At 48.5% G+C, this 13,993-nt stretch carries 10 protein-coding genes; 1 reads left to right on the top strand and 9 read right to left on the bottom strand.

All coding sequences use genetic code 11. The annotated features are described in order from the left end of the window. Positions 1–254 precede the first annotated feature (254 nt). Positions 255–2,195 (top strand): acyltransferase family protein, encoded by a 1,941-nt coding sequence (locus HU715_RS03455; RefSeq protein ID WP_367617196.1) that lies wholly within the window; start codon positions 255–257, stop codon positions 2,193–2,195. A gap of 151 nt (positions 2,196–2,346) precedes the next feature. Here the strand turns inward: HU715_RS03455 and HU715_RS03450 are convergent, their stop codons facing one another. From HU715_RS03450 to HU715_RS03410, 9 genes are all read right to left on the bottom strand, one after another. Further along, positions 2,347–3,552 carry a glycosyltransferase family 4 protein gene (locus HU715_RS03450; RefSeq protein WP_186704732.1) on the bottom strand — a complete coding sequence of 402 codons (1,206 nt, stop codon included), beginning with the start codon at positions 3,550–3,552 and terminating at the stop codon, positions 2,347–2,349. Next, positions 3,549–4,118: an acyltransferase gene (locus HU715_RS27485; RefSeq protein ID WP_272971935.1), complete on the bottom strand. Its 570-nt coding sequence runs from the start codon at positions 4,116–4,118 to the stop codon at positions 3,549–3,551. Before HU715_RS27485 ends, HU715_RS03450 begins: the two co-directional genes overlap by 4 nt. Beyond that, complete coding sequence (locus HU715_RS03440) at positions 4,115–5,455, bottom strand: O-antigen polymerase (RefSeq protein WP_186704731.1); 1,341 nt, start codon at positions 5,453–5,455, stop codon at positions 4,115–4,117. Before HU715_RS03440 ends, HU715_RS27485 begins: the two co-directional genes overlap by 4 nt. Positions 5,456–5,467: 12 nt before the next feature. Then, positions 5,468–6,928 (bottom strand): lipopolysaccharide biosynthesis protein, encoded by a 1,461-nt coding sequence (locus tag HU715_RS03435; RefSeq protein WP_186704730.1) that lies wholly within the window; start codon positions 6,926–6,928, stop codon positions 5,468–5,470. Between the two features lie 590 nt (positions 6,929–7,518). After that, positions 7,519–9,513 (bottom strand): polysaccharide biosynthesis protein, encoded by a 1,995-nt coding sequence (locus HU715_RS03430; RefSeq protein ID WP_186704729.1) that lies wholly within the window; start codon positions 9,511–9,513, stop codon positions 7,519–7,521. Positions 9,514–9,627: 114 nt separating this feature from the next. Then, entirely contained in the window at positions 9,628–10,644 is a 1,017-nt protein-coding gene (locus HU715_RS03425; RefSeq protein WP_186704728.1) for an MraY family glycosyltransferase, read from the bottom strand. Between the two features lie 18 nt (positions 10,645–10,662). Then, positions 10,663–11,637 (bottom strand): NAD-dependent epimerase/dehydratase family protein, encoded by a 975-nt coding sequence (locus tag HU715_RS03420; RefSeq protein ID WP_225917543.1) that lies wholly within the window; start codon positions 11,635–11,637, stop codon positions 10,663–10,665. Further along, the gene (locus tag HU715_RS03415; protein WP_186704727.1) at positions 11,634–12,764 is read right to left on the bottom strand and encodes a glycosyltransferase family 4 protein; all 1,131 of its coding nucleotides are present in this window, start codon (positions 12,762–12,764) and stop codon (positions 11,634–11,636) included. Before HU715_RS03415 ends, HU715_RS03420 begins: the two co-directional genes overlap by 4 nt. A 206-nt stretch (positions 12,765–12,970) precedes the next feature. Continuing rightward, the gene (locus HU715_RS03410; RefSeq protein WP_186704726.1) at positions 12,971–13,993 is read right to left on the bottom strand and encodes an NAD-dependent epimerase/dehydratase family protein; all 1,023 of its coding nucleotides are present in this window, start codon (positions 13,991–13,993) and stop codon (positions 12,971–12,973) included.

The raw sequence follows: 13,993 nt of genomic DNA, 5'->3' as shown, positions 1-13,993 counted from the left end.
ACCGCACCAAGCCCTGCGAGAGGGTCTCTCTTCCAGTCCGGGCACGGTATGAGTGATGCTGGCGAAATCAAGCTGTCTGAACAGGAGCGAACCTGCGTCTTCGGTGCGCAAATATATGATTTCGGGAAGAAGCCGACCAACACTGGCCATCACGCCGACGCAGATCCAGTGATCAAATACACACGCAAGACCTCCGTCGGTACCGGTTTGCTACTTATTTTTCATGAGGTTAAACTCGGCGGCCGCGCACATTCATGCGGACACTCCATACCATTACGTCAAGGCCCCACGCCCTCATGCAACCATCCCTTCGGTATAGACCAGATATTGACGGATTACGCGCGATCGCCGTTATGGCCGTCGTACTATACCATGCGTTTCCGACTATTATCCCTGGCGGCTTTATCGGCGTAGATGTGTTCTTCGTTATTTCTGGATATTTAATTACCGGAATTCTATTGAATGGCGCTGCAAAGGGCAGGTTAAACATCCTGAGTTTTTACTCGAGGCGCATCCGTAGATTGTTTCCGGCGTTAATCCTAGTCCTCTTTTGTTGCATGGGATTTGGTTGGTACTTTTTATTTGACCCAGAGTACAAACAGCTTGGTAAACACGTTGCTTCAGGCATAGGCTTTGTAGCAAATTTGAATTTGTGGAGCGAGTCCGGCTACTTCGATTCGGCCGCTGAAATGAAGCCACTCCTTCATTTGTGGAGCCTTGGAGTTGAAGAGCAATTTTATCTGATTTGGCCCGTAGTAGTTTGGATGGGATGGACATTCAGGAAGACTTCCTTAGCTATAATTCCCGCGCTGATCCTTGCCTCCTTTATTTACAGCGTCGTAATGGTTGATTCTGATCCTGCGGGTGCTTTTTACTCACCACTTACGCGGTTTTGGGAGCTTGCGTCAGGAGGGTTACTAGTCTACGGATATGCATATTTTAAACGGGGCAATACCGCTCGCACGATTCCGGTGTGGATGATTGAGGCGAGTTCTGTCGGCGCGCTCGCTCTGCTGATGTTTGGTTTCATTTTTATTGATAAGAACAAACAATTCCCGGGTTTCTGGGCGGTATTGCCTGTGGCGATCTCTTTGTTACTTATTGGTCCGGCAGAAGGGTCCTGGTTAAATCGAAACATACTGGGTAGCAAATTATTCGTATCGATAGGCTTACTCAGCTTCCCACTTTATCTTTGGCACTGGCCCCTCTTGTCGTTTGCCACTTTGACGGGCGGCGAGGTTCCAAATTCTGGCTACAGGGGGGGCGCAATAGCGGTCGCGGTAATGCTTGCATGGACAACATATAAATATGTTGAAACGCCAATAAGACATTCCGAGCGCAGAAGCGTGGTTGGAATGCTTGCCTCGTTGGGCTTGATAGTTGGCACCCTGGGCTTTTATGTATATACCGGCGGCGCCACTCAACTTAGACCGGGCAAAGAAATAGCTGGAGAGATTGGGCACGAGCAGTTCTTTAACTATCTTACCGATAATTATCAGGTGTGCTCAGAGCCCAGCATTAGAAGTGTCGCACTGATTCACGAACGCCATGTGAGATGCATGCAGTCAAAGGCCGACTCTAGAATTGACGTGGCGATCATTGGGGATAGTCATGCCGAACATTTATTTAACGGCATGGCAAAGGCATTACCAAATCTAAACGTCGCATATTATATTAAGGCAAGCCCACCCTTTGTGAGCAATACAGAATTCAAGGAAGTCTATGACTTTCTCGCGAGTGAGGATGGACCAGAAAAAATAATCATCACGATGCATTGGATAAAACGTCTTAATCAAGTTCCCGTAGGTTCGACTGTTGAAGATGAGCTTTTCGCCTCGGTTGAGAGGCTGCTGGCTAGCGGCAAAGAGGTGTATTTATTCGACGACGTGCCTAGGTTTCCATTCGACCCTAAGAAGTGCATCACGAAAGCTCGGGTCCTAAAAAATGAATGTTCCATTCCCTTGGCCACTGCCAATAAAGAATTCGACATATACCGAAAGCAACTGCTTAATGTCGTGCAGAGAGAGCCGCGCGTTAAATATGTACCTATTAGTCAATACGTTTGCCGAAATGGGCAATGCGGCATGACTCGCAATGGTCATCTTCTCTATCGAGACAAAAACCACCTGAATGTTACCGGATCCAATCTTATAGGTAGTTCAATAGTGAGGGATAATCCTGACTTGCTTCGTTAGTGAGAGTCGCTGTGACAGATAGGTGCAATTGCAGAGTCTTATGCGTGGCTGCGCCACGCACTGGAGCGCCCGCCACAGGCATCCTCGGTCAAAATTACGATGCCTTGTCGTCGTGGAACTGCAAGCCTCGGCTCCACGGCAAGCGCGCTCTCTAGGTGCGGTTTATGGGTCGGTTACGATTGGACCCGATGTATTGCCCGAAAGAAGACCAGAAGGTCGTACGTCGGGTATCCAATACCGGTTGGTAGTATGACTGGGCTCTTTCGAAATTTTCCCGCGCCAAACGTAACATCGCTTCGTTATCCTGAAGCAATGCAAGAATCTTGCTCGACAGCGTCGCGTGGTCACCCGCCGCGATCATCTCGGAATCCTTTAACAACTCGGGTATACCTGCTATTGAAGTAGCAACGGCCGGACAACCGCGACTCATGGCTTCGACCAAAGCGCGAGGCAACCCTTCCTGAAAACTAGGCTGCAGATACAAATCGACAGTATCAAGCCATTCGTATATCGCGCTGCCCGAAGGTTTCGTACCGACAAACTTGACCTTTTCATCCACGCCGAGCTTATGAGCCAAATCGATATAGGCGCTCGCATCGCCTGAACCGACTACCTGAAATTCCCATTCAGGAAGCTTTTCATCTGCCAACGCCATTGCGCGAATGGCCACATCAATCCCTTTGTATTTGGATGAGTAATTTCCGATTAAGCCGATAACAACTTTTGTTTTATGTGATTCAATACGGCGTTGTCGGGCAAACAACACCTCATCAGCAACAGGCTGAATGTTCACATTGGAACAAAAAGTAGTGACCCCTCCTTTGCATGGGTAGCGTTTTTGTAGAAATTTCTCTGTGACATATAGAGCAAACGGCGCCGAAGCTACCGCCTGCCGAGTTTTCAGAGCTTCTATCGGCGCCAGAAACTTTCCTTTCCAACTACCATGGTCCCACAACGAACCCCATGCGCATCCCACCACCTCCACTGCGTAGGGTTTTCCTTGTCTTTTAGCCTCTTTAACAAACAAGTGACCCAGTCGACTTGGAAGACGTGCGATCACGCCTTCGGAGTCAGCCACCAGAGATCGGCAAACGGCCTCCACACCAGCATGGCCTAAAAGCAAACTCTTTAAATTTGAAATACCAGGAAGCAAGCAAAAATCGACTCCACTTGCGGAAGACAGGGTATACCCTTCTTCCCCTTCGATAAGAGTTCCACCATCCCGTCCAACGACGGTAAGTGAAGGAAAAACCTGCAGGTAGCGGGGCCATATGGCAGCAGGCAGCCCTCCCCCGGAGTAATACGCATTACCACGGTATTTGAAAATATGGTCATGAACAAACAACACGCGCTTCATACGATACTCTTGATAATTTTCGCCGGCACTCCCGCAACTATGACGCCGGGGGGCACATCGTTTGTGACAACGGAACCCGCTGCAATGATGGAGCGTTTGCCAATGACAACGCCGGGCAGGATACGCACGCCGCAGCCGATCCAAACGTCATCTTCAATGATGACGGGGGCTTTTTCTATCGGGTTATATTTTATAGGCTGACTCATATCCGACCAAGTGTGATTGAACGTAATGATAGACGTTTGATGCGCGATGGACACATCAGCCCCTATCTTCAATCCACCAATAGCATCCAAATAGCAGGAATCATGTATCGAAACGTTATTACCCACTGAAAACTCTGCGGGATTTTTCAGAACTACTGTCTTTCCAAAATAGATATTTTTCCCAAAGTGCTTGGCACGACCTGAAACAATACAATACCGCAGCAAAACCGCGACCTTACCACCAAAGGGTGAGACGAGATCCCACAAAAACCAGGCGACGAATGAGGGCAGCATCTTAAAGCAAGCTGAAACAACCCAAATCAAGAAAGAGAAATACTTGAAAAGCATTCTACCGTTCATAATTCCCCCTTATTAAGATCACCGCTTCCAGAAGGCCGCCTTAACAAATAATGCGCCATAAAAACAAACAGAACACACAGCCCGGATATTTTGAAAACCTGAGATAGCAAGTTGGCCAGATCTGCCCGCAGCGCGTATACAAAGGCTGCAAGCGCGAGGATATAAAACGCATACCAGTAAAGTGAGCGCCATCGGCGATTATAAAGAAATGCGAGCAGCCATGCATAAAACGTCATTATCAGAACAATACCCGCCAGACCGCCGACTATGTAACCAAATCCCACTATTGTAAAGCCCCAACCTGACGTGCCATCAAACCCGTGCTCAGGCCTAAACACACGATCAAACCAAGCGACGGTACTTTGCATACCGTAATCACCCAGCAATGCGGTCGGTACAAAGGCACGCACCACGTCACTGAGCAGGAATGAAATATTTTGGCCAGCATCGAAAACCAATAGGGAATAGAAATTACGCGAAGAAGACATGAATTCGCTATACAGAATCAAATCTCCACCAAAGCGATCAAAATTTACCGTACCCGACAGTAAAACGCTTTTAAAATACTGGGACACTGGAACAACAAACAAAAGCGCACCAAAGATAGCGATCATTTTCAGAAAATTAAAATTCCCACGCCGGTCATAATATATGATCATAAAACCGAATAATAACTTGAACAGACTGTCGCGTTCTCCAGTCAACAACACATAGAACACGCAGAACACCAAATAAAGCATCAAGAACAAATCTTTGTAAAAAAAGCGTCCTATTCTTGCCGCGCGCAGAAACACAAGAACAGTAAGTATCAATATCGAAAAGTCACTGATTGTTTTTACAGAAGAAAAACTGTCCAGCACTTCGCGCTTTGACGTCGCTTCCGAAGTCAGGATGATGACCAATGAATAAAAAACAAAGGGCAGCATAAAGACGAACAACAGCCGTTCCGAAGACGTACTACGAACCTGTTGAGAACAGAATGTTGAAATCCCTACTTGTCGCACGTTACTAACCAACAAATTTGAGACCGCAACAAAAACCAGCATTGCGATAAATTGCAACCGCAAACTGAGGATCAAAACGCCCTCATCGAATGGTAGATTTTCCGAGCCATACAAATAAGCACGCAACGGGAAAAACGTAAAATACACGGACATAAAGGCCAAAGGAAATACCCTTGGATCCGCCACGCCTTTTTTTGCGTAAAGGAAAACGATTATCCCTGTATAAAAATACACCAACGTGACTATGACCGGAATAGAGTCAATCACACCGATGAGACAAAGCATGAAAATGCCAAACAGAAACACTTGCAATTTCGAAAATAAACTATTCATCATTCACCACGTTCATCGCTTGGCAACAAGCTTGAGAACTCCAAACTCGTCTTTCAGGTACCTTGCAAATACGACCAACACCACTCCGAATGAAGCGGCATAAATCAGACTGGACACAACGAACCCCAAGAGCGGACTTTTAATATCAATCAACCGATTTAAAAACAGGAAAATCAGAAGCGAGATTGAAAACAAACCAAGCACTTTGAGGTGACGAAGGAATACTACGCCCACGTTAAAGTTCAATATTCTCCAGACAAGCATCATCATCATCAGATAATTGAGAACTATCGCCACCACCACACCTATCGAGGCGCCTATCAATCCCCACCCACTTCCCAACACCACGAGTACCACAACAGAGAGAGCGTAAAGGAATTGAATACCCGCACGGGCATAGACTTTCCCAACCGCCATCGTTAAGCAATCGCTAAATTTATAGCCGATTCTGAAATACAAACCGATTGACATAACCTCTATCAGTTTTGCTACCTCACCCCATCCATCACCGAAGAGAGCACCTATCAGTTGATCGGAAAAAATGTAGATATAACCGCTCAGATATACAAATATAAGCAATGAAAAATAAATCGAAGAGAGGTATAGCCTTTCGAGCGCCTCATTATTATTCTGCATTTTTGCCATCAGTGGAAAAAACACCTTATCCACTACGCTGCCAAATAAGATCGCGGGCATGGACATGATTTGATAGGCCCGCCCATAGAGCCCAACCGACTCGGCGCCGAGGAGCTTACCTACAACGAGGTTATCCCCCTGGCCTGCGGCATAGTTACAGAGCCGGGCCATCGAGTAGCCTACGCCGAAGTCCAGCATCCCCTTGGCGCTGGGGTAGCTAAAACCGACCTTCGCGGCATCCCTGCACAGTATCAGTATCAATATCAGAAAAATTATCGACTGAATCCAGAATGCAGCAACCAAGGACCACATGCCATATCCATGCAGCGCCATGTAAACCGAAACGCCGCCGTAAGCAACCAGATAACTTGAAAACGTAACACTCGACAACTTCTTAAATTCGAAGCGTCGTTGAAGCAACGATTGCCCTACCACAGAATATGAAATGACAGGCAGCATCAAGGCCAGTGTTCTCAATACTTCCGTCAGCTCCGGCATACTAAAAAAAAGTGAAAAACTTTCAGCTGAAAAATATAAAGAGATGGCCAGAATGACGCCCAATAGCAAAGACATCGAATTGGCTGTTTTGATGTCCACCGAGGATATTTCTTCTTTTTGAACCAGAGCAGGCCCTACTCCGACCTCAGAAAAAATCCTCAAAAACGCAATGATGGCGGCACCAATGCCAACGACCCCAAATTCTGCTGGCGTCAGGATTCGAGCTAGAATGAGAATTGAAATGAGCTGTACGGCGTTTTGACCAGCGGTCCCCAATAACAACCAAAAAAAACCACTTCTACTTTTTTCATTGGCCGTACTTATTGCTTTTGTCTTCAAAGTCAATCCTTGTATTTACTACAAACTTATTTATCAAGCAAAACAGTACACAATACAAACTGCAAATCGCTTGATGATTTCCGGCCTAGAGTATGCCAGAAGCTCTCAATACGCGCTCAGTCAACGACACATCGTGCCTTTTTATGCGGAAACTGTCCATCTGAAGGATGGTATCTACGATTTTCTCCAGACACGGATCGCTGTGTGCGCAAAATCCTTGCACCGTTCGGAGGCCAGGCCGGGCTTGATAATTGGAATGATTCTTGAAAAAGTCGATCTGCGGTCAGCCCACGGCATGGCGAGGCCGGATCAAACCACCTCAAACGACCGCTTTGGGCCTGCACAAAATACTATAGGACTGAACGTACCGGCTCTGTCTAACCTGAAGGAAGGGCTGGAGCATTGCTCAACGCAGTAGGCCTAGAAGTGGGCTTCATAAATTACAACGGCGCCTACCTACTAGTTTCCTCTAAGCATTGATGACGCTCCATGACATCGTTAAGAGAAAGCAGCTTTCCGAAGCTGCTTCTCAAATATTAGCGATGGTGAAAGGCTGTCAAAAACCTGCACGTTACAACATGTCAGATATGTTAAGGCTCAAGGCGACGCTGTTGATAAATCCAATCGACAATCTCGCCATCCGGGGCATATCCACTCACCGTATCCCTAAGCAACTGTCGAACCCTGGCGTAATCATCACGGTCAATGGCAGCGAGCAGCTCGGTCAAGCTGGCCTTCAGCAGCTCCCAAGGCAGGTGATCCTCATTGGCGCTCATGATCATAGGGTGTTGAGTCGCGACAACGTTGTTGCCGATCAGCAGCTCTTCGTAGAGCTTCTCTCCAGGACGAAGGCCAGTGAATTCTATCGAAATGTCCCCATGGGGATTTTTTTCAGAGCGGACACTTAGACCTGACAGGTGGATCATTTTTTCTGCTAGCTCGATGATTTTTACCGGCTCGCCCATATCTAAAACAAATACGTCCCCACCCAACCCCATGGAGCCCGCTTGGATTACCAACTGAGCGGCTTCAGGGATTGTCATGAAATAGCGCGTGATCTTGGGGTGCGTAACGGTCAGAGGCCCCCCCGATTTGATCTGTTTGTGAAACAGGGGAATTACTGAACCGGAAGAGCCCAGTACGTTACCGAATCGAACCATAGTGAAGCGGGTCTTATTGACCCGTGAGACGTTTGCCCTGTCGCCAAATAATACGGGGGCCAGCTCTCGACTGAGGGCTTGTAAAGTCAGCTCCGCGAGTCGCTTCGTACTGCCCATCACATTGGTGGGTCGAACTGCCTTGTCAGTAGAAATAAGCACAAAATTTGACACGCCAGCCTGCAATGCGGCCTGCGCGGTATTAAGCGTTCCGATTACGTTGTTCAGAACGCCTTCCGCAATATTATGCTCTACCATGGGCACATGCTTGTAAGCCGCAGCGTGATAGACCGTGTTGACGCTCCAAGTCTTCATCACGTCCAGCAATTTGTTCTCATCCCGTACCGATCCTAGAATCGGCAACACCCTTACAGACAAGGACTCCCGGGCTATTCGGGGTTCAAGTTCAGACAAAATGCTATAAAGATTGAATTCGCTATGCTCATAAAGCAACAGTGTAGTGGGTTGAAGGGCCAGGATTTGGCGGCACAATTCAGAGCCGATTGACCCGCCGGCACCGGTCACCAATACCGATTGCCCTGCTATACAATGCTCCAACAGATCAGCCTGGGCCGGTACGGAATCACGCCCAAGTAAATCCGCGATGTCCACCTCTTGGATGTCATCCACCTTGACCCGGCCGCTTGCCAGATCCATGAATCCCGGAACACTGCGAACGTGTAACGGGAACCCCTCCAGCAATGTCAGGATTTCCCTACGACGACCGCGTGACGAAGAAGGAACGGCCAACAGGATTTCCTGCGCGCCGGTCGCGTCAATCATCTTCTGGATATGTTTGGGCTGATAAACTTGCAATCCGGCGATAACCCGGTCAGCGATACTCCGATCATCATCAATAAATGCGACAGGCCTCATCACCCTCCCCATACGCAGTGCGGCGACGAGCTGGTTGCCCGCCGCACCCGCACCGTAAATCGCAACCTTGGGCAGGCCATCATCGCGATTCGCAAATGGCACATGCTGGGCTGCGGAGAACCAATCACCCAGAAAATATTGCCGCATCATCAAGCGCAGGCCTCCAAGCATGATGAGGCTCAGCCACCAGAAATTGAAAATGATAGATCGCGGTACCAAGGTCGTATGGTTGCTGTACCAATACACCACAAGCGCTAATAGCAATGCCGAAAGACTGACGGCCTTGCAGATGGTAATCAACGCATCATTGCCGAAATAGCGCATCACCGCGCGGTACATTCCGAAGCGAATGAAAATTGGAATCGCGATCACCGGGGCAGACGCAAAAAGCCAGAGATGGGTCTCGATGGGGGTCGCCCATACGTCAATACCTAACCGGACGACAAAAGCCAACCAGAGCGCGGCCCAGACTAAAACCACATCCGTGGTCACCTGGATTGCCCGCTTATGACGTCTGGGCAGCCCCAGCAACGCTGTTCTTACTTTATCCATAACTACCTTCACGCACCCTGACCGGGCTCTAATGCATCCATTACTGAAGTACGTTGTGAATCCGTTGTCCATTGGACAATTGCCAAACAGAAAAAACCATCCATCAGTCTGGCGTCATACCTTCTCGAGCTCCCCGGCATGAAATCTAACAGCCAGGAACACCAGCGGCGCATAAGCCACCGTCAGCGCTAACCCTCCATCGACATTCCACCATACGACACAAGCGGCCAGGGGTAGGAGCCAGAATAGATTAATGGCACCGACGGCGAGCGTCACTGGTAAATGACGCCCGTACTGGCGTGAGGCGAACTGATAGGCATGGCTGCGATGAGCTTCGTATACCTTGTCGCCCCGCAGAAGGCGCCTCATAAGGGTGACGGTAGCATCCACGATAAAGACACCGAGTAAAATCAGCCACACCCATAGAAGCTTCGGAGAAACCCAAGCGGCTTGCAAGGAAAGCAGCCCAAGGATGATCCCTAGGAACCCACTGCCCGCATCGCCCATGAAGATACGTGCAGGGGGGAAATTCCAGTAAAGAAACCCCACGACTACCATCGCCAACATCAGCGGCGCCACGATAAGGCCGTTAAATCCACCCAACCAGTAAATGACACATGCGCCGAGGCAAACGCATATCGCCTCCACGCTAGCGATACCATCGATACCATCCATGAAGTTATAGAGATTGAGCATCCACACCAAATAAACGACCGCCAGTACGTGTCCAAACCAACCCAACGCAAACTCATGACCAAACAAGTTAATCGTGGGCAGACCACTTAGCCAACATAACGCCCAAATTGCAGCTGAGAAATGGCCAAGCAACCTCCAGCGAGCTGCTATGTGACCGTGGTCGTCCAGAAAGCCGAGAACGGCGACCCCGATACCCGCTCCCAACATCGCCCACGCCGCGGACCAAGACAGAAAACCGTTGCCTGCAAGTAGCGGCAGCGCCAAGAGAAAGACAATGACAAATGCCAAGCCGCCCCCCCGGGGGGTGGGTATGGTGTGTGAACTACGCCCCCCCGGGATGTCGATAATGTTCTTATGAATGGCATACGAGCGTAAAATCCAGGTTAATACCAATGAGGCACCGGTGCTGAGCAAAAGCAAAACAAATATTTTCATTACAGAACACGCCTATGCTTAAACATCTAACTTTTTCTGCATCATATATTTACGTCCTGACTGATGCAGCGCATCAATCACCGAGATGGGCGGAGTCCAACCCAGCAGGTCACGAGCCTTCGATGAATCAATAACTAATGAACCACATAGCTGCGTGTAGATTGATTGTTTCCGGAAGACCCTAGCACCAGTACGGAGCAAAAAATCAGGTACCGAAATGAGCCGAGGTTTCAATCCCATGCCCTGGGCCAGCGCGGTTATCATCTCGCTTGTAGACACCGGCCTGATATCTGACACTAGAAACAGCTCGTTAGCCGCTGCTGGGTGTTCGATGCAAAGACAAATAAAGTCAACCAGGTTTTCCAGCGAAATTAGGCTTCTAAGATTTTTTATAGCACCGAGGGGTAAAGGCAAGCCCTTGGACACCAAACGCATCAAACGTTGGTAATTGCCTGGGGCATTCGCTGCATAGACTAACGGTGGCCGAATAACCACCAACTCCATCGAACTTTTTTCTACCAGAGCGCGCAATGCACATTCAGCTTCTAGTTTGGATACAGCATAGTCCGCATGCGGTTGTGGAGCTGCATCCTCATTAAATGGAACGGAATATGTTACAGAACCGTTAACCCCGATAGAGCTAACGAAAATGAATCTTTTGGCTCCAGCCTCCATTGCTTGACGCGCCAAGTCAATTGTAGCTTCAACATTAACGAGCCTGAATTCATGCAGAGGACTTTCGGATTTATCATCTAATATGTGTGCCCGTCCCGCCAAATGAATAACAGTCGCCCCCTTACTAATAGATAAAGGACGCTGAAAGGGCTTCTCCGACGGCACGACAACCTGATCTACACCTGATAAAAAACAGTCAACCTGTTTTCGAACCAACAACGTCAGCTTATAATCTGAATTACCTTGCAGTTTTTCGACTAGAGCCCGACCAACGAATCCTGTTGCGCCGGTTATAACTATGCTCTTTGGCAAGTTCAAGATTCAGCCTCAAGTGTTTGATAGACATCCAAATGGACTTTCACCACATTCTCAATGGCGAACTCACGCTCCGCCCATTTTCTTCCAGCACGACCCATGTCATGCCTTAACTCTGCATTCGAAACCAACTTCTCAATCGCGATGGCTAATGCTTCGGCGTCTTTAACCGGCACAAGCAGTCCGGTTTCTCCCGCTATAATAGCATCACGGCAGCCGGGAACGTCAGACGTGACAACAGGCCGCGCACAGGCCGCAGCCTCGATCAGGACTTTTGGTAATCCTTCTCGATAAGAGGGCAAGACTACAATATGCGAACGAGAAAATATCTTGGCCAGATCACTCTGATAACCGAGTACACGTACATTCCCTTCGACTGTCAGGGCCTCTACCTCAGCACCGGAAAGGCTGGTTGGGTTGCCTTCATCCACGTCACCAACCAGTTGAAAGATCACATCGTTCTGACGACGTTTGACTAATTGGGCGGCCTTGATAAATTCATGGACACCCTTGTCCCTAAGGAATCGTCCTGCAAACGTAACGGTTATCGTGCCGATTGGCTCTGGCAAAACCGGATAAGAAGCCAGATGGACCCCCGAACCACGAATCAACACCGCCTTATCAGCATCCAAGCCGCTCATCTTCATCACCAGGGCGCGGTCGCAAGGGTTCTGAAAGATCGCCCGAAGATTGTGAGTGCCCAGCGCTAATCGATACATACGTCTCAAAACAAACGACAGAACTTTCGACCGCAAGTCTCTTCCAATAAACACAGAGCCCATGCCAGCGATGGCGGATACAACCCCTCCGACAGGAGCGAGGCGAGCAGCCATCCCCCCATAAAGAACCGGTTTAGTCGTCACCAAATGCAAAAGAGTCGGCCGTAGACGCCAAAGCAATCTCACGAACGATATCATCGCAAAGAACTCAAGGAATGGGTTGGTACCGCCGCGCTCTAACTTGATCGTGTGATAAATAAAGCCTTCTTCAACAACTTTTCCTGACAAAGGGCTCGCAATGCTCGCAACGTGCACTTCATAGCCCTTCCCTTGGGCTGCCTTGGCTATCGGCAATCGGTGCGACAAAAAATACCGAGGGTCATTGACTACAATTAGCAGTATCCGACTCATTCCTCCCCCACATAAACTGTCAAATTAAAAATATATCCAGTTGAAGACCATGCACTCTTACATCAACCAAGAATGAATCGTGCAATTTACAGCTGACAGTCACAACCCCATCATCAGAGTGCATCAAACCATACTTGCTGAAGACAACTCTTCCAAAGTTAGAATGACTGGATACATTTCTAATCGAGACATCAAAGCAGCGCCCATCATACGTTTTTCAGATACCAAGGCATTGCCACTCTCAAGCCCTCAGCGACACTATAATCGGGAGCGTAGCTCAAATTATTTTTGATCTTTTCGATACTTGCCTGAGAATGCAGGACATCTCCAGCCCTGAAGTCTTTATATACAGGCTCCTTTGCATAATTTACGCCCAAATCTGCCAACATAGCCTTCAACATGGAAAACAGCTCTTCCAGGCTCGTTCGTGCATTCACCGCCACATTGTAAACATTATTCAAAGCATGGCTTTTTTCTTCGGTTGCAGCCAGAAGATTGGCCTGAACAACGTTCTCGATAAAACAAAAATCTCGGCTTGTTGAACCATCTCCGTTGATATTGATGCTCTCATCCAAAATCATCGCAGCGGTCCATTTAGGTATTACGGCAGCATAGGCTCCGTTCGGGTCTTGCCTTTTTCCAAACACATTGAAATAACGCAGGCCGATCGTGTTGAAACCATAGCTCTTGTAAAAAACATCGGCATACAGCTCATTAACATATTTCGTTACGGCATAGGGTGAAAGAGGCTTACCGATGACGTCTTCGACTTTTGGCAAAGCTGGATGATCGCCATAAGTAGAACTACTCGCCGCATAAGTGAAGCTTTTTACCCGCGCATCACGGGCAGCGACCAACATATTCAAAAAGCCGTCTATATTAGATGCGTTAGTAAGAATGGGATCGGCCAATGATCTGGGAACAGAGCCCAACGCCGCTTGATGGAGTACATAATCGACGCCTTCGCACGCGTTTCGGCAATCATCCAGAGTGCGGATGTCTCCAACTTTTAACGTGAAACGAGCCCATTGATCAGCTGAAACTTCGCCCTTGACCTCATCGAGATTTCGCTGATGGCCAGTAGCAAAGTTATCAAGGCCAATGACGCTCTGATCCAGTTTTAATAGCGTCTCAAGCAGGTTAGAACCTATAAACCCCGCAACACCAGTAATGAGCCATACACGCGGGCTCTTCGGGAGAGTGGCAACCAGCTCATTGTATCGACTCAT

The sequence above is a fragment of the Pseudomonas zanjanensis genome, from assembly GCF_014268745.2.
GTDB classification, from domain to species: Bacteria; Pseudomonadota; Gammaproteobacteria; order Pseudomonadales; family Pseudomonadaceae; genus Aquipseudomonas; species Aquipseudomonas zanjanensis.
The sequence above is the reverse complement of the archived record's forward strand: the minus strand, read 5'-3'. Positions and strand labels throughout refer to the sequence as shown.

Coding starts and splice junctions, on each gene's coding strand:
- HU715_RS03455 (WP_367617196.1), top strand. CDS start 255: ATGCGGACACTCCATACCATTACGTCAAGGCCCCACGCCCTCATGCAA.
- HU715_RS03450 (WP_186704732.1), bottom strand. CDS start 3,552: ATGAAGCGCGTGTTGTTTGTTCATGACCATATTTTCAAATACCGTGGT.
- HU715_RS27485 (WP_272971935.1), bottom strand. CDS start 4,118: ATGAACGGTAGAATGCTTTTCAAGTATTTCTCTTTCTTGATTTGGGTT.
- HU715_RS03440 (WP_186704731.1), bottom strand. CDS start 5,455: ATGAATAGTTTATTTTCGAAATTGCAAGTGTTTCTGTTTGGCATTTTC.
- HU715_RS03430 (WP_186704729.1), bottom strand. CDS start 9,513: ATGGATAAAGTAAGAACAGCGTTGCTGGGGCTGCCCAGACGTCATAAG.
- HU715_RS03425 (WP_186704728.1), bottom strand. CDS start 10,644: ATGAAAATATTTGTTTTGCTTTTGCTCAGCACCGGTGCCTCATTGGTA.
- HU715_RS03415 (WP_186704727.1), bottom strand. CDS start 12,764: ATGAGTCGGATACTGCTAATTGTAGTCAATGACCCTCGGTATTTTTTG.
- HU715_RS03410 (WP_186704726.1), bottom strand. CDS start 13,993: ATGAGTCGATACAATGAGCTGGTTGCCACTCTCCCGAAGAGCCCGCGT.